We start from the raw sequence: 22,659 nt of genomic DNA on the forward strand, positions 1-22,659 counted from the left end.
ATTACCAGGCACCAAATTCCAAACAAAACCATTTGATCATTGGGATTTGGTGCTTGGAATTTATTTGGAATTTGGGATTTGGTGCTTATTTGGAATTTGGGATTTGGTGCTTGGAATTTGTCGAATGGGGGTGAGCCCGGCGACAGGACCCGAAGCGGCCAAATCATTTCCCGTAACTTGCCTTTGCAGTATCCGATTCCCAGACATCGACCCTGATGACAGGGAGGTTGAAGGACTTCGAGCGCTCGAAGAGCATCCTTGCGATGTTCTCGGCGGTTGGGTTCTCCTTCATCTCCATGAACCTCTCGCCCGCGTCCCTGAGGCAGGCGGCTGCGGGGTCGCGCTCGCACAGAAGCATGCAGTGGTCGAGGTTCTCCTCGATCCACCGGCCGATCGTCTCCTTGAGGCGGTCGAAATGGAGCACCATGCCGTGTTCGTCCAGCGAGCTCGAGGCGAGGGTGAGCGTGGCCCTGGCCGTGTGGCCGTGCAGGTGGCGGCAGCGGCCCGGATCGCCCAGGAGCCTGTGGCCGTAGCAGAACGAGAATGTCTTGGATATGGTGAACATAATGAATCCGTGACTCGTAACTCGTGACTCGTGACTCGTGACTCGTGACTCGAAGGACTATCTGAGAAGGCGGCCGCCGTCGATCGATATCACCTGGCCGGTCATGGTCTCAGACTGCGCAACGGCCTTCACGATCGCGGCCACCTCCTCGGCGGTCGAAGCCCGGCGCATGGGCGTCCTGTCGAGCACCCCCTGCCACTCGGCGTCGGTCATGCCCCTGGGCCTCGTCACTATGTACGGGGCGACGGCGTTGGCCGTGACCGACGGGGCCAGCGCCCTCGCGAGGCCGCGCACCAGGGCGTCTATCCCGGCCTTTGATATCGAGTGGGGGATATAGCCGCCGTAGGGCCTCTGCCCTGCGATGTCGGAGATGAGGACTATCGAGCCGCCCCCAGCCTGGGCCTGCATCCTCATGCCGGCCGCCTGCGCGAGGAAGAAGGCGGCCTTGAGGTTCGTGTCCAAGATCCGGCCCCACTGGTCGTGGGTCACGGTGCCGAGCGGAGTCTTCTCAAGAGTTGCGGCGCAGTGCACGAGCAGGTCCACCCCGCCCATCCTGGCGCAGCAGAGATCGACGAGCGCCTCGCACGCCCCGTCCAGCGAGAGGTCCTCCCGGGCGAGGTGCACGTCGCAGAGCCCGGAGAGTTCCCCCTTGAGCGCTTCGGCCCTCTCGCCCCTGCTCTTGAAGCAGAGGGTCATGGAGGCGCCGGGGAGGGCGAGCGCGCGGGCCGCGGCGGAGCCTATCGTTCCGGTGGCCCCGGTTATGAGGATCTTTCTGCGCCTGTGCTCCATGGCACGGGTCTTAACCCTCCGGCGGGCGGTAGTCAATCGTCAGGTGCCGGCCGAACGTCGCAGGGTGAGGATTTTTTCGATACCCATTCAACGGGATTTGGGATAAACTTCCGCACGACATCGCATGATTTTGTGCGAACAAAGGGAGGAATCATGAAGAGAGCCATCATCTGCGTCGCGTCTTTATCGGCATTTGCCCTGTGCCTGGCGGCAGCATATGCTCAGGAGCGCAGTGCCGATCCCAAGGTCCCGGAGTTCACCTTGACCCAAAAGACGATCGAGGTCTCGCCGGTAGTCCCGGCCGAGCAGCTCTTCTTCGGCTTCAAGGCGGAGGAGGCGAAGAGGGTGCCCCTCGCGGAAAAGGTGTTGCCTCCGGAGAAGCTCTGCCCGAAAGACGAGCGGAGGCTGATGAGCGACGACCCGGAAGACTATTACTTCACGTTCATCCCTACCGACGACGGATCGATGAGCCTCGGTGTCCTCTACGGCAGGCTCGCCGAGGGCGTCCTGATGTCGGAGCTCAAGCCCGCGTCCACCCTGGACGTCATGAAGGAGAAAAAGCTCTGGAACGCCCAGATCGGCAACGAGAAGATCTTCGTGTGGTTCTTCCCGAAGGATTTTGTCGGGGATCGCTGGACCTACGCGCTCATGCAGAGTTTCCTCTACAAGCCCCAGTGCATATCGCTCGGCAGAAAAGAGGGCGAGGATAAGGGTGAGCTGTTCCGCTGCGTCTACGGCATGACGATGAAGGGCAAGGCGAAGGACCTGATCGCAAAGGCGAACGAATCGGAGGGGCAGCTCTGGATCAGCGGCACCAACGTCTACTGCCCGGCACCCCAGCAGCCGCTCAAGGACATGGTCGCCAGGTTCGTCGACGCTGACAAAGACGCGGTGCCCGACGGGATCGACAACTGCCCAGACATGCCCAACTTCTCGCAGGAGGACACGGACGGGGACGGCGCAGGCGACGCCTGCCAGGCCCTTGCCGAGTGCGAGGCCAAGGTAAAGGGGATGACCCCGTCAGAGGAGCCGGCCGAAGCGCCGGTCGGGCCTTCGGGCACCGAAGCGGACGCTGCGAAGATGGCCGAAGCTGCCGCGGGCTCCTCATTCACCGAGTCCCTGGGCGGGTGCAGCCTGATTAAACCCGTGACTGGTGACTAGTGACTGGCGGTTCCTCCCTGCCACCCGAAGCCGGTGATGACAAATGATTCACGTTTCACGGCGTTTTGCGGGCGAGGGGTCAAGGAATTGACGATTTTATCATAGCTGGAAAGGGTGTCTGCAATTAACCCATTGATATAACACATATATTTTATTCTCATCAGCAGGCACGGATCTTGCTTGTTTCTTATTTTGCCTGATATCAGTGAATCATCGGGGCCTTCAGGGGAGGGCGGCAGAGGCAGGTGCGATGCGGGTCCCGAGAGGATAGCTGTGGAAATCGGAGGGCGTTGATAGTAAGGTGGCAGACACAATCGGTGGGGGAGGAGGAGGAGAGATGAAGATCAAGGCAACGACGGTGTTGTTCCTGGTGCTGATCGCGACCATCGCATACGCGAAGCCCGCGTGGACCTGCACCCAGACCGATATACTCTCGAACAGTCAGGGAGACTACCTTTTCCTCAAGTGGAAGACGAGCCAGAACAAATGGCGCGTCACCGTGAAGGGCAAGATGGCCGCGAACAAGAAATTTTCAGATTATAAGTATTTCAACTATACGACCACGCCCCCCACGGTCAGCCTCACGGCGGATCTCTACAAGGACACGCAGAGCACTCCGCTAAAGAGCTATGACATGAGTCCTTTCTTCAGTGCGTCGAAGGACGACACGAATTTCATGTGTCTTTTTCTCGTCGAGCCTACGGATATGCCCGCCAACGCCAAGCTGGTCTTCAAGGTCAACAAGGACGACAAGTGCGATGAGTCCCCTAAGATTGCGATCAAGCTGGATACCGACGGCGATTTTTGGCCCGACGATTCGGATAATTGTCCCAATGTCAGCAACTACTATCAGGAGGACGCCGACGGGGACGGTGTTGGAGACAAGTGCGACAACTGCGTGAATGTGGCCAATCCCGACCAGGCAGACGCGGACGGGGATAAAGTGGGGGACGCGTGCGAGGAAGCGGTTGCCGAAAGCGACACTGACGGCGACGGGGTGGCGGACAGCCTCGACCAGTGTCCGGGCACTCCGAGCGGGACGCAGGTGGACGCAACAGGCTGCGAAGTCCAGGCCGAACCGGCCCAGTGCGACCTGAGCGACCCCGAGGCCGACTGCGACAATGACGGGGTGATCAACCTGGCCGATTCATGCCCAGAGGAGGCCGGCACAGGCAGCGACGGCTGCCCGGTTGTCGACACCGGAGCGGGCGCCGTCACGGCCCCGACCACGACCATCAGCGACGGCGGGTTCTGCAGCGTCATGCCCGCTGCCGTATTCAACCCCGCGGGGTTCGCGGCCATCGCCCTCGCGCTTGCGGCGCTCGTGGTGAAGAGAAAAAGATAGCTCAAGATTTGTAAAAGTTGATTTTTCAGGCCCCGCAGCCCTGCGGGGCCTCTTTTTATCTTATTGATTTTATTATATATTTAACTTTTCTCTGGCAAAGGCCGCCGGTTTCAAGCAACTTTTATACGCCGCAACCGATAATAGAGCTGGAGGGGAGGTATCTTCAGAGGAGTTCTCCATGAAGAAGGTACTCACAGTGTTTTTCATATTTGCGGCGGTTTCGATCGCGCTGCCCGCCTTTGCCCTCGACGGCGACGGCGACGGGACATGGGACGGGCTGGACAACTGTCCCACGGTGCGCAACGGCGACTGCACGGCCTATCTGCTCTATTGCGACATCAACGGCGACTTCTCGGTGACCGTCGATGAGAAGCGGGCCGGCTATCAGAAGGATTGGAACGGGAACGGCCTCGGCGATGCGTGCGAGGACTCGGACGGCGACGGCATCATGGACTACCTCGACAACTGCCCGGGCGTCCACAACCCAGGCCAGGATCCCTCCGCGTGCTCCGACTTCGACGGCGACAAGGTCTACGACGACATCGACAACTGCCCTGAGCAGTACAACCCGGGCCAGGAGGACCGCGACCTGGACGGCGCAGGGGACGCGTGCGACAATTGCCGCTTCGTCGCAAACCCGGACCAGCTCGATTCGGACGGCGACGGGTTCGGCGACGCCTGCATATCCGATTCGGACGGCGACGGGATCCCGGACAAACAGGACAACTGTGCGACCGTGCCCAACCCGCTCCAGGAGGACTCGGACGGAGACGGACGGGGCGACGCCTGCGAGTGGACCGGGACCGCATCGGAGGTGGTGCCGCAGGGGCAGGACGCCCGATATCTCGCCCAGTATGACAGTTCGCGCTGCAGCCTGACACAGGGAGCAGCGTTCGGGCCCGCGGGTGCGTTTTCGATCTATGCGCTGGCTGCCGCGATAGCTTTTATAGCGGCGGGCCGCAGGCGCGGCTGAGATTGGAGAAGGGGGCTTTTGATGAGAGTCGCAAAGACGACGATAGCGCTGGTCTTCATGGTCATGCTCGCGGCCCCGGCCACGGCCCTCGCCCAGTGTTACATCAATGACTACGGCGTCCTCCGCCTCGACACCGACTGCGACGCTGTCATCGACAACACCGACATGAACGACGCCGATTTCGACGGGATCCCTGACGGCGATCCGGTGGACAACTGCCCCGCGGTTCCAAACGGGAACTGCGGAGCTGATCAGCTCAACTGCGACGCCGATATGGACAGCATCGTGACCGCAACGGAGCTGCAGGCAGGGTATCAGAGGGACTGGAACGACAACGGCATAGGCGACGTGTGCGACGACTCCGATTACGACGGGGTCACGGACCACCTGGACAACTGCAAGACCGTGTATAACCCTTCGCAGGATCCGTCCGTATGCACCGATTCGGACGGTGACAAGTTCGAGGACCCGATCGACAACTGTCCCTCCGACTACAACCCGAATCAGCTGGACAGCGACGACGACGGGGTGGGCGACGCCTGCGACAACTGCAGGATCGTCTACAACCCCGGACAGGCGGACGCGGACGGAAACAAAGTCGGCGACGCGTGCGAGGGCGAGGGGTATGTGCCGCCGGAGATCAACCAGGACGAGAGCCAGGATGTGAACCCGTACGACAGGCCGATCTCCGACCTGGGGCCGGACGAGATAGAGGGCAACGGGTTCGGCAAGGGCGGCTGCAGCCTGATCGGCCCACAGGCGACCGGGTGCGGCGCCGCACTCATCATGGCCGCGCTGGGCGCGCTCGTCGCGTGGCGCCGCAGGCGGTAGGGCAATCCTAGAGAGACCACAGATGGCCGGCCATGTGCCGGCCCTTTTTTTTGCCTGTATCGCAGCGCCGGCCCCGCTTGCCTAGCTCTGTCCCCCGTGTTAGGCCTTGCCGATACCTGGAGATGGAATGCCTGCCGAGTTCAGAAAGAGGGCTGAGATGGGCGCGGTCATATTCGACGGCGCGATGGGCACGATGCTCGATGCGCACGGGTCCGCCCGCCCCTGCAACGAGTCGCTTAACATCGAAGATGCGGAGGCGGTGGCGCGGGTGCACAGGGAGTACCTCGCCGCGGGGGCGGAGGTCATAATCACCAACACCTTCGGAGCCTCGCGCGTGGCCCTCGCGGAGCACGGGCTCTCCGGCCGCGTGCGGGAGATAAACCTCGCCGCTGCGGCGATCGCCCGGAGGGAGGCCGATGCAGCTGGCGGCGCAAGGTTCGTGGCCGGCGAGCTGGGCCCCACGTCGAAGCTCCCGACCCTCGGGCACATTCCCCATGCGGAGCTCTACGAGGCGTATCTCGAGCAGGCCTTGGCGCTCGCTGAGGGAGGGGTGGACCTCTTCATCACCTCGACCAGCCAGGACCCCCTGCAGGTCAAGGCGGCGCTCGCCGCCGTTATGGAGGCGAAGCGGAGAAAGGGGCTCGACCTGCCGGTCGTCGTCTCGGTCACGGTGGAGCCCTCAGGCACGATGCTCCTCGGCACGGAGATCCTCGCGGCGCTCGCTGCCGCGGCGCCGTTCTCTCCCATCGCCTTCGGCATCAACTGCGCAACGGGGCCGGCCGCCATGGAGGAGCAGCTCCACGCGCTGGCAGCCTCTTCGCCGTTTTTGATCGTCTGCCAGCCCAACGCTGGCATGCCGGAGAATGTGGAGGGCAGGCCCGTCTACTCGATGGGGCCGGAGGAGTTCGCCGGGGAGCTGGGCGGGCTGATCGAGCGCTTCGGGATATCGTTCGCCGGCGGGTGCTGCGGGACGACGCCCGCACACATCGCCGCACTCGCCGGGGAACTCAAAGGCCGAAGGTCAAAGTTCAAAGTGCAAAGATCGAAGGCCGAAGCGAGGGCGTTCGATTTTGTGTCGAGCCTGTTCACGGCATATCCCCTGGATCAGGAGCCGAGGCCGTTCATCGTCGCCGAGCAGACCAACGCGAACGGTTCCAGGAAATTCAGGGACCTGGTCCTGGCGGGGGAGTTCGACGCCATGGCCGACGTGGCCAGGGGGGCCGCGCAGTCCAGCCACGCGCTCGACCTGTGCGTGGCGTACGCTGGCAGGGACGAGGCGGCCGACCTGTCGAGGGCGGTGGGCAGGATCGCCGTGAGGGCCGATGCGGCCATAATGATCGATTCCACGGATCCCGGCGCGATAGAGGCGGCGCTCTCCCGTGCGCCTGGCCGCTCCATCATAAACTCCATCAACCTCGAGGACGGCGGCGCGAAGGCCGGCTCGATCCTCTCTCTCGCCAGGAGATTCGGCGCAGCGGTGGTCTGCCTCTGCATAGACGAACATGGCATGGCGAAGGGCCCCGCTGAAAAGCTCGAGGTCGCCGAGAGGCTCGTGGATATGGCGGAGGGGGCGGGGCTCTCGAGGGGCGATCTGCTCATCGACCCGCTCACCTTCACGCTCGCCAGCGGCGACCCCGGGCTTCGCACCGCAGGGGCAAAGACCCTCGAGGCGCTCTCGCTCATCAAGCGGAGCATCCCGGGGGTGCGCACGATCCTCGGCGTGAGCAACATATCGTTCGGCCTGCCCGCGCCCGCGAGGGCGCAGCTCACGAGCGCCTTCCTCGATCGCGCGCTGAAGGCGGGGCTCGACGCGGCCATAATCAATCCTGCGCGGATCGTGCCTCTCGACAGGATACCGGAACGGATGAGATCAATGCTGGATCGGCTGATCGACGGCGACTTCTCAAACGGCGACCCTCTCGCGGAGGTCATCAGGTCTCTCTCCGCGGATGCCGCCCCCGATGAAGGGAAGGCCCGCGGCGGCGCGCCGCTTTCCTCGGCCGACGCCCTCGCACAGAGGGTGATCGAAGGGAGCAGGGACGATATCGCCCGGCTGGTCGACGATCTCCTCTCCGAGATGCCCGCCCGGGAGATCGTGAACAGGGTCCTTTTGCCGGCGATGCAGAGGGTGGGGGAGGAGTTCGGGGCCGGACGCACGCCGCTGCCGTTCGTGCTCGCCTCGGCGGAGGCGATGCGCGCCGCGATCGATCTCCTCGCCCCGCACATGAGCGGAGGCGAGGCCTCTCACAGGGCCACGATCGTGCTCGCCACGGTGCGCGGCGACGTCCACGACATAGGCAAGGACCTGGTCGACGCGATCCTGGCCAACAACGGCTTCAGGGTCGTGAACCTCGGCATAAGGCAGCCTGCGGCAGCGGTCATCGCCGCGGCGCGCGAGCACAAGGCGGACGCGATCGGCCTGTCCGGGCTGCTCGTCAGCTCCACGGAGGTGATGCGGGAGGATTTGTGCATCTTCCGCGAGGCGGGATTGAACGTCCCGGTGCTCTGCGGGGGCGCCGCCCTCACCGGCTCCTTCGTGAAGGGCAGGCTCTCCCCGGCCTACGGCGGAAGGGTCGCTTACTGCCCCGACGCGTTCGCAGGGCTCAGGGAGATGGAGATAGTGGCGAAGGGGCTGGAAGCTGAGAAGCTGAGAAGCTGAGAGGGAAGATGAAGGCACCGTTTTTCGGAACCAGGATCGTGAAGGACATTCCGCTCGACGAGGTCGAGGCGCTGCTCGACAAGGAGGCGCTCTTCGCCTCGCGCTGGCAGTTTCGTCGGGGTATTTCCGCGGACGAGTGGGAGGGGCTCAAGGCCGAAAAGGCGATCCCCATATACGAGAGGCAGATGGCGCTGGTGCGGGCTCAGTCGGCCATAGCGCCGGCGATCGCTTACGGCTACTTCGAGTGCAGGCGCATAGGCAACGGGCTTCTGGTGAAGGGGGAGCGCCGCGAGTTCCGCTTCGATTTCCCGCGCGAGAGGCAGACGCCCAACCGATGCATCGCCGACCTCTTCGGTCGCGGCTTCGCGGCGTTCCAGCTCGTGACCGCAGGGGGCCGCGCCTCCGAGATATCGGCGAGGCAGTTCTCGGAGAAGAGATACAGCGACTCGTTCTACCTCAGGGGGCTGGCGGCGCAGTTCGCGGAGGCGACAGCGGAGTTCTGCCAGCGCATGATAAGGGCCGAGCTCGGCGCGGGGGACGTGGTGGGCTTCCGCTTCAGCCCCGGCTACCCGGCGTTCCCCGACCTCATGGACCAGCGAAAGATCTACGAACTGCTGGGCGCCGACAGGATCGGCGTGAGGATCACCGAGACCTGCCAGCTCATTCCTGAGCATTCGACCTCGGCCATCGTGTCGGTCGACGAGGAGGCGGCCCCGTTCAGGCCCTGAGCGCGAGGCTCATGGTGAAGAACGGCGCGCTGCACTGACCCACCGTTATGATGTTCGATTTCGAGAGCGAAGTGATCCTGTCGAGGTGGCCGTTCCAGCACCCGCTGGGGGTCGCCAGCGCCCCGCCTTGCGGCGCCCCCCTCGCCGGCTGAAGGCGCCGGGTCCTCCGGCATTCGTCGTCGAGGCGCGTCTTCGCCCCCTTTTTCCCGCTCATCGACATCTCCTCCTCGAGGGCGTCCGCCAGCCGCGAGAAGACCCCCGGCAGCATGGGGTTTTTTCTCGACAGGTCCTTTATGAAATCGGGGCCGTGCGGGATGGATTCGGCGAGCATCCCCCTCTCCCCGAAGATTATCTGCTCCGCCTGCCTGCTGTTCAGGGCCTTGTGGTCCACGGCGAGCACCGCAATCTCGCCGCGCAGCCCGGCCTCCGAGAGGGCCTGCCCGATTTTTTTCGCCGCAGCCTCGTGCGGGGCCAGCCCGGTCTCGGCGACGATGAATATCCTTGCCGAGTTGCCCAGGCCCCCTGCGACGGCGGCCAGCGCCGCAGGGCTCACCATGGCGACGCCGCCGAAGCCGTCGAGGTCGCGGCGCGCCGCATCGAGGTCCTGACCTGCGCCCGTGAAGTCGGCGACTGGTGTGCCGGACGAGGAGAGCTTCAGCTTGAGGGTCTCCATCCAGAGGTCGAAGCCGCGCGCCACGGGCCTCCATCCCGGGTGTCCCAGCACCATGCTGAGCCTGTTCCCTTCGATGAGCGAGAGCGCCCTCTCGAGCTCGGCCTGCCTGAACTCCCTTATGCCGTTCAAATCCAGGTCCTCCTCATAGGGGTGGACGAACTTGACGTGGGAGCTATCCCTGTCTGCGAGCTCGTAGAAGAGGCGCGGCGGTTTGAGGTTTCGGTCGTCCTGGCCGCCGGGGGCGAAGAGGAATTCCCATGTGGAGGCGAGCTCCCCTGCCCAGCGCTCCTCGACGCGCAGCTTGCGCATTCTGGACAAGAGGGCATCGGCGCGCGCCTCCTCCGAGGGGCGGACTGCGAAATCGATCCAGTCTTTGGAAAGGACCCTGCTCAGGGAGAGCCCGAACCTCAGCGCCACCGACTCAGCGCAGATGCGGAAGATCCTGAGCGCCGGAGTCCTCACGGGGCCCGCGTCGCACAGCTGCCTGTACCTTTTGAACTGCGGTTCCCATCTTACGCGCAGCTCGGAGACGACGTGATGAGGCACGCCGCCCGAGGCCAGCGTCGAGTAGAGGGAGCTCTCCCACATCCTGTTCGCAGGGCTTTCGTTGAGCCCAGCGACCTCCCTCGCGCACTTCTCCTCGAGATCGACGAATTGCGCCACGGCCCTCGACGCGTCGGCCAGGAAATCCTGGATCGAGAAACCCATGGCATCTGCCTAACACAGGGGCGGTGCGCTTTGAAGCCCAATCTTCACTTTGATTACAACCGGTTGCGGGTTCAGGAGAGGGCCACGGCGGTCGCCTTGACCCATGGGTAGATGTGCTCCACGCCCAGCCCCGCCGCAAACCACAGGGGCGCGTCCGAGACGCGAACGAGCCCCCCGAGCGACCCCCTGCCGGAGTAGTTCCAGGGGCAGCGGTTGAGCTTGGTGAGGATGAGCCCCGCCGCGTACTGCGCGGCGAAGAAGGCGATCATGTAGACCGCGCCGCGGCCGTACCACGGCATCGCAGAGACGCGGACCGCGATGATCGGGTATATGAGGGCGATGAGGCCGAAGAACGGGAAGAGCAGAAGAGAGGTCTCCGCATCGAGATCCATGCGCCTTGCTGCGTACGACTTGCGGGCGGCGCTCACTACGAGGGCCGCAAAAACCCCTATGACCCCGAAAAGTGCTATGCGCACGAGCATATGGCCTCCTTTTACCCCTTGCGCACATTATCACATCTCGTGGAGAAGTCCATCCGCACTCACGACGCTTCAGGACGACAGCTAGGCGGGGTCGTACTCCAGCAGCTCCTCTTCGCCGCGGAGGACGCGCAGCGCGCCGCCGACGATGGCCGAGGTCTCCGATTCGCCGGGGTACTCGAAGATCGGCGCCAGGAACTCGCAGCGCGCCTTGATGGAGCGGGTGAGGAGCGGGATCGCGGCGTAGGCGCCGGTGATCGCGATCGCGTCCACCCTGCCGCGCAGCGCCGCGGCGAGCGCGCCGATCTCCTTGGAGACCTGGTAGGCCATGGCCTCGACGACCCCGGCAGCCTTCTCGTCGCCCGCTTCGATCATGCGGTTTATCTCCTCCACGTCTGTGACGCCCAGATAGGCGATGAGCCCTCCCGCGTTTCGGATCTTGTGGAGCACCGACTCCTCGGAGGCCCCCTCCTGGAAGCAGAGCCTCACCACGTCGACCGTGGGGAGAGACCCGGCGCTGAGGGCGGAGAACGGGCCGTCCCCGTCGAGTGCGTTGTTCACGTCCACGACCTTGCCCTGCCGGTGGGCGCCCACCGATGTCCCGTCGCCGATGTGCGCGACGATCGCGTTGATCCTGTGCGGCGGCTTCCAGATGTTGCCGGCCATGCGCCTGATCACCGCCTTATGGTTGGAGGCGTGGAAGATCGAGGCGCGCCTTATCTCTGGCATGCCGGAGAACCGGGCGAGATCGTCCATCTCGTCGACCACGACCGGGTCCACGATGAAGGCGTCGATGTCGTTGGCCTCCGCGATCTCGTTTGCGATCACCGCACCCCAGTTGGAGGGGTGCTGGCGCCAGGCGTTCTTCACCAGATCGTCGACCATGGACCGCGTGACGCGGTAGACCCCGCCCGGCAGCGGGTGCAAAAATCCCCCCCTGGCCGCTATCGCGTCGATCGTGGAGAGGTCGATGTTCAGCTGAGAGAGCCTGCGCGCGAGTTCCTCCTTGATGAGGTTGAGCTCCGATTCGCGCTGAGCCGCGTCCATCGCCCGGTCGAGCCTGTGGGGGATGGCGGTCTCGAAGACCGCGACGTCGTCGTCGAATATCGCGACGTGGGTCGCCAGCTGGCTCGGGCAGACCGCCAGCACCCTGAAGCTCTTGATCACGCGCCTCGGCCTCACCAGCGCGCCGAGCATGGCCAGCAGCGCCGAGGGGAGCACCCAGCCGATGCCCAGGTGGGTGAGAGGCAGCACCTCCCAGATGCGGTCCGCGACCGCTATACCCGCGCCGCTCGCGTGCGCCGCCTCCACTATGCCGGAGATGAGGGCGCCGGCCGCGGCCCCCCGCCATATGTTGCGGTTGGAAAGCCTCCAGCCGACGAGGCACAGTATCACGATCACCATCACGACCGGGTAGAGCGTGACCAGGAGCGGCACGGCCAGGGATATGATCTTCTCCACGCCGGCGTTGGCGAGGATGAAACTCACCGCTGCGATCGCGACGCAGACGAGCCTGTAGTTGAGTCTCCCGTAGGAGAACTTGTTGAAGTACTCCCCGCACACGACCGTGAGCCCTATGGCCGTGGTGAGGCACGCCATGGCTACAGCGACGCCGAGGAAGAGGCCGCTGGCCCGCCCGAGCAGCGAGTGCGAGATGAAGATCATGAGCTCGGTGCGGGTCATCTGCTCCGCGAGCACGCTCGTGGTGGCGCCGAGGTAGTTGAGCCCGCCGTAGATCAGAGCGAGCGACACCGCTGAGATTATGCCCGCCCTTATGATGATGCTCAGATGGGCCGAGCGCTCGAATATGCCCTTGCTGCGCAGGTCGTTGAGTATGACGATGCCGAATATGGTCGCGGCCATCAGGTCCATGGTCTGATAGCCCTCGATGAGCGACTTCCCGAAGGCGTGCGGCGCGTCGGTGACGATCGGCGAGGCGATGGGGCTCGCTATGCCCCTGGCGATCATTGCGGCCAGCGAAGCCAGGAGAAGCGGCGTGAGGATCTTGCCGATCCTGTCTATCACCGAGAGGGGGTTGAGCGCGAAGAAGAGCACGGCGCCGAAGTAGAGGGCGGAGAACAGCCAGGAGTTGATCTGCGGGAAGTTGGGCGCGATCGCGAGCTCGAAGGTGGTGGCGCAGGTCCTGGGTATCGCGAGAAACGGGCCGATCACCAGCATGAGGGTGAGCGAGAGCGCCTTTGCGAAGCGTGGGTCGATCCTGCGGGCCATGTGGTCGATGCCGCCCTCGGCCCTGGCCACCGAAAGCACACCGAGGAGCGGAAGCCCGACGCCGGTGATCACGAATCCCAGCAGAGAGAGGCCGAAGCGGTCGCCGAAGAGCCTGCCGAGCGACGGAGGGAATATGAGGTTGCCCGCGCCGAAGAACATCGCGAAGAGGGCGAACCCCAGGACCAGCGCTGTCTTTGTGTTTCCTCGCATATTCGCAGTCGGAAGCGGGGCAGACCTATAGAAAACACGACGCGAGTGCAACGGTAATAATGGGGCGGGCGCCATTGGGTTTGTGTTGTATTAACTATTCGGAATTGTTAAAGTATGTCACATGCCGTTCTTCCTCATGGCATCTCTGTTTCTCGTCTTTGCGACCGGCTTCGTCCTGCTAGTGCCGTGGGCCCTCGCCTTCAGGTGGGCGGCGGATTCAGGCGCTGCCGTCGCTGCCTTCGTCCACATCGCGGCGTTCCTCTTCTTCATGGGGATCGCCCTGGCCTTCGCGCTCGGCGGCAGGGCCCTTGACCGTGAGGGGTGAGATGTCCCTGGATTTCTTCGGAGCGCGGGCAGGGGACCTCGTGGCGTGGGCCAGGCGCAGGGGCCTGGCTGCGGTCGAGCTCGCGTCGTGCTGCTGCGGATGCACGGATGCGCGGCCCTGCCGCGGCTTCATGTTCCCCACGGTCGAGAGGCCGGAGGAGGCGGACCTGCTCATCGTCTCCGGCCCCGTGGGCGCGAAGAGGGCAAGGCTCTTGAGGGATTTCTACGACAGGATGGGCGAGCCCAGATGGGTGATCGCGCTCGGGACGTGCGCGTCGTCAGGCGCGCTTGCCGCTCCCTACGCCGGGAACTGCGGCGCCGATCGCGCGGTGCCGGTCGACGTGCGCGTCCCCGGCTGCCCGCCCGACGCCGGGGAGCTCGTGCGCGCGGTCGAGAAACTCGCATCCATGATCAGAAGGCCCGCTCCGGTGGAGGAAGATGATCAGAAATCCGATTGAGGCGGTGGGGGATGGGATCCGCGGGGCGAAGGTGAGCGGCGAGGGGGCCGCCGCGCGCGCCGAGGTGCCCCCCGAGAGATGGGAGGATGCGGCCGCGATCCTCAAGGTGCAGTCGGGCCTCTCCGCCCTCATGGACCTCTTCTGCATCGACCGCGAGGGGGAGGGGCTGCGCTTCGAGATCGTGGCGAAGCTCAGCGACGGCGGCGGGGGGTCTCGATTCACGCTCACGGCGCGCCTCCCCGAAACCGGTTCGGAGATCGCATCGCTGGTCAGGGTGCACCCGGCTGCGGAGTGGTACGAGAGGGAGTGTTTCGATATGTTCGGCATATCGTTCAGGGGCGGCCCTGCGCATAAGAGGATACTCACGGAGGACGATTTTCATGGTCATCCGCTGAGGAAGGATTTTCGAGGGGTATCATGACCGGCTCCGCCGCAGATGCGCATGAGATCTCGATCCCGGCCGGCGATCCCGGTTCCGGCATGCCGTTTCGCCTTGTGATCAAGGCCCGAGGCGCCCGGGTCGAGGCGGCCCGGTCCGAGATCGGCTTTGCGCACCGGGGCCTCGAGAAGCTCGCCGAGTCCATGACGTGGCATTCGGCCAGGGCGGTCGCGGAGAGGGCGGGCTGCGCGTCGCCCGGCATCGCCGGCACCTGCTGCTGCATGGCGGTGGAGTCCCTCTTCGGCGTGGAGGTCCCGGCGAGGGCGAAATGGCTGCGCACGATCCTCTGCGAGGCGTGGAGGATACGCGAGGGGCTGTCGCACGCGGGCCGCACGCTCGCGCACGCCGGTCTCCCCTCGCGCGCCGCCCTCCTCCTCTCGTGCAGGGATTCGGTCGAGGGGTGGGTGCGCGCCTCTTTCGGCGCCTCCGGCTCCTCATCCAGGATAGGGGGCGTGGCGCGCGACCTGGGCGGCGCGGAGAGCAAGAGGGGCCGTGCGCTCATGCGGAGGGTGAGGGACGAGGCAGGCGGTGCTGCCTCTGCCCTTGCGGGAGACCGGATCTTTTCGGACAGGACGCGAGGAGTCGGCGTGATTTCGGCCGACGCCGCCTCCGCATGGGGCGTAACGGGGCCATCCCTTCGGGCCGCGGGGCAGGCAAGGGACCTGAGGAGGGACCTGCCGTATCTCATGTACGCCGGGCTCGATTTCGAGGTCCCGGTAGGGGCGGAGGGGGACGTGTTCGACCGGACCGTGGTCCGGCTGCTTGAGTCGACGGAGTCCGCGCGCATAGTGGAAGAGGCGATGGCGATGATGGAGCCGGGGCCGCTGACTGCAAAGGAGGGGGCGGTCGTCCTCCCCCCTGCGCACGAGGTGTACGGCGGCGGTGAGGGCTTGGCGAGGCACAGGCGCATCATGGCAGGCAAGCAGCGGCTCCCGGCCGGGGAGGGATGCGCATTGGTGGAGGCGGCTTCGGGCGAGATGGGGTTTCACCTGGTCTCCGACGGCTCCCCCCGGCCTTACAGGTTCAGGGTGCGGTCGCCGTCGTTCGCGCTCTGTCAGGCGGCCCCGGTGATTCTGAAGGGGTGCGCGGTCGAGGACGTGCCCATGATCGTTGCGAGCCTCGGGGCCTCGGCCTCTGAGGCGGACAGGTGAGGGGGATCGATTGGACCCGATAGAGATCTGGACGGCGGCCCTCTCCGCGGCGCTGGCGCTCGCGGTGCTGTGCGGGCTCATGCGCGCCGCCTCGGCGCTCGACCGCTGGGCCGCATCCCCCTCCGGCCGCTGCGGGCCGGCGTACGGCACAGGCCTCGTCCGCGCCGCGGCCCTGGCGCTCTCGCTCGTGTCCAGGGGGCCGAAGAGGAAGCCGGGCGTCGCCGCGGCGTTCGCATTCGCGCCGGTCGCGGCGCTCGTCGCGGCGCTCGCCGCCGCAGCGCCTGTGCAGCTTGCGCCCGCGATATCCGCCGGCGCCTGGCGGTTCTCCTTCACGGTCTGGGAACCGGGCGCGGGGCTTCTTTTCTCCCTCGCCATGGTCTCCCTGTGGGCGTGCGCGTCGTTTCTCTCCATGGCCGGCGAGGGCGACCGCGCCTCGCGCGCGGTGGCGGTCGGATCGGCCGCGGCGTACTTCTCGTTTTTTCCGGCGATGATGCTCGCCCTGGCCTCAGTCGTCCTCCTCTCGGGGAAGATCGATCCGGCGGGGCTGGTCGCGGACCAGGGCGATGCGATCTGGAGATGGAACTGGGCGAGGCAGCCGGTCGCGTTCGCCATATTCGCGGCCAGCTCATGCATGGCCCTGCGCAGGGTCGAGAGCGGCCGCTTCGCGGGGCAGGATGTGGCGCGCATCCATCCCCAGACGGCCGCTGCCGCGGGATTTGTACGGCGCCTCTCGTTCAGCGCGCTCGCGGCCGCGCTCGCTGCGGTCGGATGCTCCGCGTTCCTCGGCGGCTGGCAGCTGCCGTTTCTGCCTGTGTCGTCCCTGGCCGAATCCCTCCGGGTGATCGTGCCGGCCTGGGCGGTGGAGCCGTCGGTCGCCGTCGCGGGCCTTGCGGCGATGGCGGCTAAGAGCGCCCTGCTCCTTGTGCTGTTCGCATTCGCGCGGGCGTCCATCGCCTCCCTCAGGGGGGACCGGCTCGTGCGCTTCGCGTGGAGGGCCCTCATGCCTTTGGCTATGGCAAATCTTGCTGCGACCGCCTATATTGTGACCGTCCTGTCGAAGGGGGATTAGTGGAGGCGATCGTCTTCTACATCCTTGCGGCGGCCGCGACCTCATCGGCGGTCATCGCGCTCTCCAGGCGCGACCCGCTCAGCTCCGCGGTCTGGCTCCTGGGCCTCGTGATACCGGTCGCTGCCATCATGGCGCTGATGCGCGCGCCGCTGGCGGCGTCGGCGTTTCTCATCGTCGCCGTGGGATCGACCCTCTCGTTCTGCCTCTACGTCCTCATGCTCATGGAGCCGGGCAGGAGGGCGAGGGCCCGGCAGATAAAATTCGGCAAGGTGCTCGCGGCCGTGGCCGCCGGCTACCTCGCCATCGTCATGTCGATAGCGGTCGCGGCGCCCCCGTTTTTTGCGGCGCCGGCGAGCGGCGTGCACTTCGATTCGCCGCTCACCGTGGGCAAGGCCATCGCCTCCGGGTACGCGCTCGCCTTCGCGTTATCCGGGCTCATGCTCATGGCCGCGGCCGCGGCCTCGGTGGTAATGGCGGGCAGGGAGGGAGAGGGATGACGCTCACCCTTCAGCACCTGCTCCTGCTTTCGGCGGCCCTCTTCGCGATCGGCGCCGCGGGAGCGTGCGTGCGCAGGAACGTCCTCGTGGTGTTCATGTCGATCCAGACGATGATGGCGGCGGCGATGCTCGCGATGGCCTCCTTCGCGCGGTGGAACCTCCTGCCGGAGGGCAAGGCGGCCATGTTCTTCCTGATAGCGGTGCTCGCCGCGCAGGCGGCGGCGGGGCTGGCCCTTCTGGTGGCGGTCTTCAAGAGATGCGGGACTGTGCACGGAGACGAGCTGAGGCTTCTGAGGGACTAGGATGCTCGAACTCATATACAGCCACGTTAGCCTGCAGGCGATGATATGGCTCGTGGTCGCGATGCCGCTGGCCGCAGCCGCGGCGAGCGCGCTGGTCGCCGCCCTCTACTCGGGCAGCGAATCGCCGGGACCGAGGCCCCTGGTCTCGCTCCTGAGCGTCTGCGCGCCTCTCGGGTCCCTGGCCGCCACTGCGGTGATCTTCTTCACCCTGACCGGCTTCGACGCCGTCTCGCCCTCCGCCATCACCGGGCCTCTGTTCCGGTGGGCCGCGATACCCGGCTTCAGCGTGGACGTTGGGCTTCGCGTGGACGAGCTGGCCATGTTCATGGCGGCGCTCGTGGCGGGCGTGGGGTTTCTCGTGCAGCTGTACTCGATCGGCGACATGTGGAACGACGACGGTTTCTTCAGGTACCACGCCGTATCCTCGCTCCTCATATTCTTCATGCTGCTGGCGGTGCTCGCCGACAACCTGGTGCTGGCCATCGCAGGGTGGGAGGGGGTCGGGTTCTCATCCTGCGCGCTGATCGGTTCCCGCAGGGGAGAGGGGGCCGATCTGCGCTCCGGGCTGCGCGCCTTCGCCATAAACGCGATAGGCGACGCCTCCCTGCTCGCTGCGGCGTTCGTGATATTCGGCGCCATGTCCGCCTCGGGGGCCGACGCGGATTCGGGCCTCTTCAACTTCGAGACCATGGAGCGCCAGGTCGCCTTCTTCATGCCCGTGGCCTCCGCCGTCGCCCTGCTCATATTCGGCGCCGCGGCGGCCAAATCGGCCCAGATCCCGCTGCACCTGTGGATGCCGGAGGCGGCGCTCGCACCGACCCCGGCCTTCGCCCTGATGGGCACGGTCACCACCGCGGCGCTCGGCGTCTACATGGTGATCAGGCTCAACTACATATTCGCGCTGGCGCCTGCCGCCCTCTCGGTCATGGCGTGGGCGGGCGCGGCATGCGCCCTCCTCTCCGCCACGATGGCGCTGGCCGAGAGGGACCTGCGCAGGATACTCGCCTATTCCACCGTATCCCAGTTCGGGCTCATCTACATGGCTGCGGGCATGGGCGCGTTCATCGCGGCCTCGTTCCATCTGGCGACGCACGCCCTCTTCAAGTGCCTGCTCGTGCTCTCGGCCGGCAGCGCCATAAAGGCCTCCTCCGGCGAGAGCGACGTCCTGTCGATGGGCGGGCTCGTGCGGAGGATGCCGATAACCGGATGGGCCTTCGTGGTCTCCGCCGCGGCGATGGCCGGGATCGCGCCCGCATCGGGCTTCTTCAGCGAGCAGGCGATACTGGGCAGGGCCTTCGAGCGGGGGCACGTCGCGCTCTGGATCATGGGGCTCGCCGCCCTCGGCGTGACCGCCTTCTACATCTTCAGGGCCGCGGGCGCGGTATTCTTCGGCGACAGCGCGCTGGACGCGTCGAGGTACAAGAGGGTGGCGGAGCCGTCCATGAGCATGGTGCTGGCCACGATGCTTCTAATCTCGCTTGTCGCGGGGGCCGGCTTCGCAGGGCTGCCGCATTGTCTGGGAGGCTCCGATTGGATAGGCGGCTGGCTCGGCACGCTCATACCGTCTGAGAGCGGCAGCGCGTTCTCAGACGGATCCTGCGGCACGTGGATGGTCCTCGCGGCGGTCTTTCTGCTGTGGTCGGCGCACTTCGCCGTGCTCGGCTGGCTCATCTACGCGCAGAAGCGCGACTGGCCCGCCCGGGTGGCAAGGCGCATAAGGCCGCTCGCGCAGCTGGCGGCCAGGAAATATTACTTCGAGGAGATCTGCGGCCTTGTAATAGTCGGGCCTGTCGAGTGGTTCGCCCGCGTGATAGTGAAGCGGGGGGTGGACAGGACCGCGATCGACGGGATAGCGGCGGGCGGCGTGGCGAGGACGGTGGGGCTCGGCGCCTCGATCGCGCGCGCCGCGCAGAGCGGCATGCTCTATCACTACATGCTCTATTTTCTCATCGGCGCCGTAGCGATAATCGCGCTGGTGGCGCTGTGATCCGGAGGGGCGATTGGCTGAGATGATCTCGAGGGCGGCGGAGTTTATGTCGGCGCATATGGTGAGCGCGGCCGTGGCGCTGCCGCTGGCGGGCGCGATCGTCTCGCTCGCGATCCCGGCCGGGGCGAGGGCCGCGGCCAGGGTCGCCTCGGCGATATTCTCCGCGGTCGGCGCCGGGCTGTGCGTCGCCGCCTTCGCCAGGATCCGCGGCAGCGGGGAGATAGAGTTCGCGGAGATGGCGCAGTGGATACCGTCGCTCGGGATCTACTACAGGGTCGGGTTCGACGGGGTCTCGGGGCTGCTCGCGGCTGCAGCGTCGGCTTCGTGCTTCGGCTCCATCATATTTTCCCTGAGGCGGGAGGTCCCGAGGGAGCGCCTGTCGCTCGCCCTCATGCTCTTCGCCCAGGGGTGCCTCACCGGGATATTCGCCTCGCTCGACGGGTTCCTCTTCTACCTCTTCTGGAGCGGCTCGGCCGCTGCCCTGTGCCTTTTGACGGGGGTGTGGGGTGAGGGCGGGAGGATCGCCGCCGCTACGAAATTCATGGCGTTCGCAGCGGCGGGCAGCGCGGCTATGCTCCTCGCGTTCGCCTTCGCAGGGGCGAGCGCAGAGTCGTTCTACATCGTGGACTGGATGGCCCACCGGTTCGGCCTCTTCGACCAGATGTGGATGTTCTGGGCGCTCGCGCTGGCCTTCGGGGTCATGATGCCGATAGCCGGGCTCCACACCTGGCTCGCGGATCTCTGCGAGCAGTCGTCTCCTGCGGGGGCGGCGCTCGCCGGGGGGGCGATGCTGGCTGCCGGCGCCTACGGATTCTTCAGGATCGGCATGCCGATAGCGCCGGTGGCGGTCGCGGTCTTCGCGCCCGCCATGTGCTGGCTCGGCGTGGCCGCGGTGTTCATGGGAGCCATGCTGGCCCTTGCCGAGAGGGATCTAGCGCGGATCGCGGCGGCGGTCTCGCTCTCGCAGATGGGGATCGTGCTGCTGGGTCTCTTCTCGCTCCAGTCCGTGGGGGTTTCCGGCGCGGTGCTGCTCATGGCGGCCAACGCACTGATAGCGTGCGGGGTCCACATGGTCTCGGGCACGCTCAGGGCGAGGGCGGGCGGCTCCGACCTGGCGAACGCAGGGGGGATATGGCGCGCGATGCCGGCCGTGGCCGCTGCGCTCGCCCTCTTTGCTGCCGCGGCGGTCGGCCTGCCAGGCCTCGCCGGATTCTCCGGCCAGTTCACGCTGCTGCTGGGCAGCTTTCAGGTGCGCACGCTGCACGCGTCGCTGGCCCTTGCGGGGCTCGCCATTCTGGCATCCGCGATCGCGGTCAGGGTGGTCATCGCCCTCTTCGGCAGGCGCGCGGCCGGGGATGAGCGGCGCCGGTCCGACGCTGGGCCGGCGGAGATCACGGCGATGGCCGCTATCGGGGCGGTGATCGTGCTGGCGGGCCTCTGGCCGCAGCCGCTGCTCGGCAGGATAGAGAGGCCTGCGGAGGCCTTTGTGAAGCTCTCGAAGAGGGTGGAGATGATAATCCCGGCGGGCCGTTCGCCGGTCCCGGATGAGGCGGCGCCCGAGGGGAGGGGCGAGTGACGGCTGCGATCCTCGACATCGCACACGCGTGGTTCCCCGGCGCGGCGCTTCCGCTGGCGGTGCTCGCGATCGCCGCGGCCGCGGCACTGATCTCCTCCGCGGCGACCAGGGGCGCGGGCCGATGGGTCGACGCCGGGATCTCCGTCGCCGGGCTTCTGGCGGCCGCTGCGCTCGCATGGCGGACCTGGCCGGAGGCCGGGACCGCCGGGGCGGCGATCCTGATCACCGACCGGCTCGGGCTGGCCGGCATGATCGTGGTGCTTGCTTCGGCGGCCTGCTCGGCGCTCATATCGAGCCCTTATCTCGGGCACCGCGAGCGGACGGGGATCGGATTTTACGGCCTGCTGATGCTCTCAGCCTTCGGCATGGCGGCGCTGTGCTTCGCAGGCGACCTCATCGCCATCCTCATCGCCATGGAGACCGCGTCGATCTCCCTCTCGGCGATGGCCGGCTACGCGCGCACCCGGCCGCAGTCGGTCGAGGCCTCGCTCAAGATGTTCATGATGTCCGCGTTCTCGACCGCGTTCTACTGCATGGGGCTGGCTTTCATATTCGGCAGCCTGGGCAGCACGTCGCTCGCGACCATCGCGGAGAGGTTCGAGTACGTCCTCTCCGGCGAGGGGAGGGGGATGTTCCTCTTCGGGCTCGCGATGGTGTTCTCGGGCCTTTCGCTCAAGGTCTCCGCTGCGCCGTTCCACTCCTGGGCGCCGGACGTGCTCGAGGGGTCGCCCATGCCCGTGTCGCTCTTCATCGCCACATCGGCCAAGGCAGCGGGCCTCGTCGCGCTCCTTCGCATCGCCATGGCTATTGCGGCCCCCGGCGGCGCGCTCTGGCACGGGCTCGCCTCCGCGGTCGCGGCAGTCACGATCCTGTGGGGGGCGCTGGCCGCGATGCGACAGGAGAATCTCAAGCGGATGCTGGCCTATCTCTCGGTCGCAGCCGGCGGGTTCATGCTGGCTGCGCTCCCTTCGCTGGCCCTTTCCCACGCGCCAATGGCGCGCGCCCTCCTCATGAACCTCGTGGCCTACTGCGTCTCGATGGTGGGCGCGTTCGCGGCGCTGGCCGCCCTGGCGCCGGGCGATGGGCTGGACTCGAGACGCCTGTGCGGGCTCTCCAGGCGCAGGCCCTGGGCCGCGGCCGCGATGTCGCTGTTTCTTCTCTCGCTCGCCGGCGCGCCTCCCACTCTGGGGTTTGCCGGGAGGTTCTATCTCGTGATGGAGGTTGCGCGCGCGGGCGACATAATGCTCGCGGCGGTGGTGTCGCTCGGCACGGCGATCATGTTCATCTGCGTCTTGAGGCCCATAGTCTCGATGTACATGAGGGAGGCCGGGGCGGCGCCCGCCCTTGAGGGGCAAGAGGCGGCAGGCGGGGGGTCGAACGTGCTCACCGGCGTCATGGCCGCAGCGGCGCTGGCGGTATCGGCCTTCGGCCTCTTTCCGCAGGACCTGATGGCCTTCGTCTACGCCTCCTCGGCCCTTTTGTGAGGAGGATTTTCATCTCCCTTCA

Annotated in this window: 21 protein-coding genes; 16 read left to right on the forward strand and 5 right to left on the reverse strand. The window is 66.2% G+C overall.

Annotated features, from left to right (window positions below; translation table 11 throughout):
- Positions 1-163: 163 nt before the first annotated feature.
- Together JXA24_02270 and JXA24_02275 are read right to left on the reverse strand one after the other, a co-directional pair.
- The gene (locus tag JXA24_02270) at positions 164-565 is read right to left on the reverse strand and encodes a 6-carboxytetrahydropterin synthase (protein MBN1282582.1); all 402 of its coding nucleotides are present in this window, start codon (positions 563-565) and stop codon (positions 164-166) included.
- Positions 566-622: 57 nt separating this feature from the next.
- On the reverse strand, positions 623-1,354 hold the full coding sequence (locus JXA24_02275) for an SDR family oxidoreductase (GenBank protein MBN1282583.1): 732 nt from the start codon (positions 1,352-1,354) through the stop codon (positions 623-625).
- 153 nt (positions 1,355-1,507) lie between these two features.
- Here JXA24_02275 and JXA24_02280 point away from each other — a divergent pair, with 153 nt between their 5' ends.
- From JXA24_02280 to JXA24_02305, 6 genes are all read left to right on the forward strand, one after another.
- A complete protein-coding gene (locus JXA24_02280) occupies positions 1,508-2,515 on the forward strand; it encodes a thrombospondin type 3 repeat-containing protein (protein MBN1282584.1) in 1,008 nt (335 codons plus the stop codon).
- A 337-nt stretch (positions 2,516-2,852) separates the two neighbouring features.
- Positions 2,853-3,860 (forward strand): thrombospondin type 3 repeat-containing protein, encoded by a 1,008-nt coding sequence (locus JXA24_02285; GenBank protein ID MBN1282585.1) that lies wholly within the window; start codon positions 2,853-2,855, stop codon positions 3,858-3,860.
- Between the two features lie 178 nt (positions 3,861-4,038).
- A complete protein-coding gene (locus tag JXA24_02290; GenBank protein MBN1282586.1) occupies positions 4,039-4,833 on the forward strand; it encodes a thrombospondin type 3 repeat-containing protein in 795 nt (264 codons plus the stop codon).
- Between the two features lie 21 nt (positions 4,834-4,854).
- Entirely contained in the window at positions 4,855-5,664 is an 810-nt protein-coding gene (locus JXA24_02295) for a thrombospondin type 3 repeat-containing protein (GenBank protein MBN1282587.1), read from the forward strand.
- Between the two features lie 127 nt (positions 5,665-5,791).
- Entirely contained in the window at positions 5,792-8,323 is a 2,532-nt protein-coding gene (locus JXA24_02300; protein ID MBN1282588.1) for a homocysteine S-methyltransferase family protein, read from the forward strand.
- 8 nt (positions 8,324-8,331) lie between these two features.
- Complete coding sequence (locus JXA24_02305) at positions 8,332-9,051, forward strand: hypothetical protein (protein MBN1282589.1); 720 nt, start codon at positions 8,332-8,334, stop codon at positions 9,049-9,051.
- Here JXA24_02305 and JXA24_02310 read toward each other — a convergent pair.
- The 3 genes from JXA24_02310 to buk all read right to left on the reverse strand — a co-directional run bounded on the left by JXA24_02310 (position 9,041) and on the right by buk (position 13,350).
- The gene (locus JXA24_02310; protein MBN1282590.1) at positions 9,041-10,432 is read right to left on the reverse strand and encodes a hypothetical protein; all 1,392 of its coding nucleotides are present in this window, start codon (positions 10,430-10,432) and stop codon (positions 9,041-9,043) included. The two genes, JXA24_02305 and JXA24_02310, sit on opposite strands and share 11 nt — an antisense overlap.
- 71 nt (positions 10,433-10,503) lie before the next feature.
- Positions 10,504-10,914 (reverse strand): hypothetical protein, encoded by a 411-nt coding sequence (locus tag JXA24_02315; GenBank protein ID MBN1282591.1) that lies wholly within the window; start codon positions 10,912-10,914, stop codon positions 10,504-10,506.
- Between the two features lie 81 nt (positions 10,915-10,995).
- A complete protein-coding gene (buk, locus tag JXA24_02320; protein ID MBN1282592.1) occupies positions 10,996-13,350 on the reverse strand; it encodes a butyrate kinase in 2,355 nt (784 codons plus the stop codon).
- A gap of 121 nt (positions 13,351-13,471) precedes the next feature.
- Here buk and ndhC point away from each other — a divergent pair, with 121 nt between their 5' ends.
- The 10 genes from ndhC to JXA24_02370 are packed head-to-tail and all read left to right on the forward strand — an operon-like array spanning position 13,472 to position 22,637.
- Positions 13,472-13,675 (forward strand): NADH-quinone oxidoreductase subunit A, encoded by a 204-nt coding sequence (gene ndhC / locus JXA24_02325; protein MBN1282593.1) that lies wholly within the window; start codon positions 13,472-13,474, stop codon positions 13,673-13,675.
- 1 nt (position 13,676) lies between these two features.
- Positions 13,677-14,132: an NADH-quinone oxidoreductase subunit B gene (locus JXA24_02330; GenBank protein ID MBN1282594.1), complete on the forward strand. Its 456-nt coding sequence runs from the start codon at positions 13,677-13,679 to the stop codon at positions 14,130-14,132.
- A complete protein-coding gene (locus tag JXA24_02335) occupies positions 14,113-14,553 on the forward strand; it encodes an NADH-quinone oxidoreductase subunit C (protein ID MBN1282595.1) in 441 nt (146 codons plus the stop codon). Before JXA24_02330 ends, JXA24_02335 begins: the two co-directional genes overlap by 20 nt.
- Complete coding sequence (locus JXA24_02340) at positions 14,550-15,722, forward strand: NADH-quinone oxidoreductase subunit D (GenBank protein ID MBN1282596.1); 1,173 nt, start codon at positions 14,550-14,552, stop codon at positions 15,720-15,722. Before JXA24_02335 ends, JXA24_02340 begins: the two co-directional genes overlap by 4 nt.
- A 10-nt stretch (positions 15,723-15,732) precedes the next feature.
- Positions 15,733-16,791, forward strand: a complete 1,059-nt coding sequence (locus JXA24_02345; GenBank protein MBN1282597.1) for an NADH-quinone oxidoreductase subunit H — start codon at positions 15,733-15,735, stop codon at positions 16,789-16,791.
- The gene (locus JXA24_02350; GenBank protein MBN1282598.1) at positions 16,791-17,288 is read left to right on the forward strand and encodes an NADH-quinone oxidoreductase subunit J; all 498 of its coding nucleotides are present in this window, start codon (positions 16,791-16,793) and stop codon (positions 17,286-17,288) included. Before JXA24_02345 ends, JXA24_02350 begins: the two co-directional genes overlap by 1 nt.
- The gene (gene nuoK / locus JXA24_02355; protein ID MBN1282599.1) at positions 17,285-17,590 is read left to right on the forward strand and encodes an NADH-quinone oxidoreductase subunit NuoK; all 306 of its coding nucleotides are present in this window, start codon (positions 17,285-17,287) and stop codon (positions 17,588-17,590) included. The genes JXA24_02350 and nuoK overlap by 4 nt, the downstream gene beginning before the upstream one ends.
- 1 nt (position 17,591) lies before the next feature.
- Positions 17,592-19,577, forward strand: coding sequence for an NADH-quinone oxidoreductase subunit L (locus JXA24_02360; GenBank protein MBN1282600.1), 1,986 nt, complete (start codon positions 17,592-17,594; stop codon positions 19,575-19,577).
- A gap of 13 nt (positions 19,578-19,590) precedes the next feature.
- Positions 19,591-21,153: an NADH-quinone oxidoreductase subunit M gene (locus tag JXA24_02365; GenBank protein MBN1282601.1), complete on the forward strand. Its 1,563-nt coding sequence runs from the start codon at positions 19,591-19,593 to the stop codon at positions 21,151-21,153.
- On the forward strand, positions 21,150-22,637 hold the full coding sequence (locus JXA24_02370) for an NADH-quinone oxidoreductase subunit N (GenBank protein ID MBN1282602.1): 1,488 nt from the start codon (positions 21,150-21,152) through the stop codon (positions 22,635-22,637). The genes JXA24_02365 and JXA24_02370 overlap by 4 nt, the downstream gene beginning before the upstream one ends.
- The last annotated feature ends 22 nt before the right edge of the window (positions 22,638-22,659 follow it).

The organism is Pseudomonadota bacterium, from assembly GCA_016927275.1.
Lineage (GTDB): Bacteria > UBA10199 > UBA10199 > 2-02-FULL-44-16 > JAAZCA01 > JAFGMW01.

Coding starts and splice junctions, on each gene's coding strand:
- ndhC (MBN1282593.1), top strand. CDS start 13,472: ATGCCGTTCTTCCTCATGGCATCTCTGTTTCTCGTCTTTGCGACCGGC.
- JXA24_02315 (MBN1282591.1), bottom strand. CDS start 10,914: ATGCTCGTGCGCATAGCACTTTTCGGGGTCATAGGGGTTTTTGCGGCC.
- JXA24_02290 (MBN1282586.1), top strand. CDS start 4,039: ATGAAGAAGGTACTCACAGTGTTTTTCATATTTGCGGCGGTTTCGATC.
- JXA24_02330 (MBN1282594.1), top strand. CDS start 13,677: ATGTCCCTGGATTTCTTCGGAGCGCGGGCAGGGGACCTCGTGGCGTGG.
- JXA24_02285 (MBN1282585.1), top strand. CDS start 2,853: ATGAAGATCAAGGCAACGACGGTGTTGTTCCTGGTGCTGATCGCGACC.
- JXA24_02295 (MBN1282587.1), top strand. CDS start 4,855: ATGAGAGTCGCAAAGACGACGATAGCGCTGGTCTTCATGGTCATGCTC.
- JXA24_02280 (MBN1282584.1), top strand. CDS start 1,508: ATGAAGAGAGCCATCATCTGCGTCGCGTCTTTATCGGCATTTGCCCTG.
- JXA24_02335 (MBN1282595.1), top strand. CDS start 14,113: ATGATCAGAAATCCGATTGAGGCGGTGGGGGATGGGATCCGCGGGGCG.
- nuoK (MBN1282599.1), top strand. CDS start 17,285: ATGACGCTCACCCTTCAGCACCTGCTCCTGCTTTCGGCGGCCCTCTTC.
- JXA24_02300 (MBN1282588.1), top strand. CDS start 5,792: ATGCCTGCCGAGTTCAGAAAGAGGGCTGAGATGGGCGCGGTCATATTC.
- JXA24_02305 (MBN1282589.1), top strand. CDS start 8,332: ATGAAGGCACCGTTTTTCGGAACCAGGATCGTGAAGGACATTCCGCTC.
- buk (MBN1282592.1), bottom strand. CDS start 13,350: ATGCGAGGAAACACAAAGACAGCGCTGGTCCTGGGGTTCGCCCTCTTC.
- JXA24_02310 (MBN1282590.1), bottom strand. CDS start 10,432: ATGGGTTTCTCGATCCAGGATTTCCTGGCCGACGCGTCGAGGGCCGTG.
- JXA24_02360 (MBN1282600.1), top strand. CDS start 17,592: ATGCTCGAACTCATATACAGCCACGTTAGCCTGCAGGCGATGATATGG.
- JXA24_02270 (MBN1282582.1), bottom strand. CDS start 565: ATGTTCACCATATCCAAGACATTCTCGTTCTGCTACGGCCACAGGCTC.
- JXA24_02340 (MBN1282596.1), top strand. CDS start 14,550: ATGACCGGCTCCGCCGCAGATGCGCATGAGATCTCGATCCCGGCCGGC.
- JXA24_02275 (MBN1282583.1), bottom strand. CDS start 1,354: ATGGAGCACAGGCGCAGAAAGATCCTCATAACCGGGGCCACCGGAACG.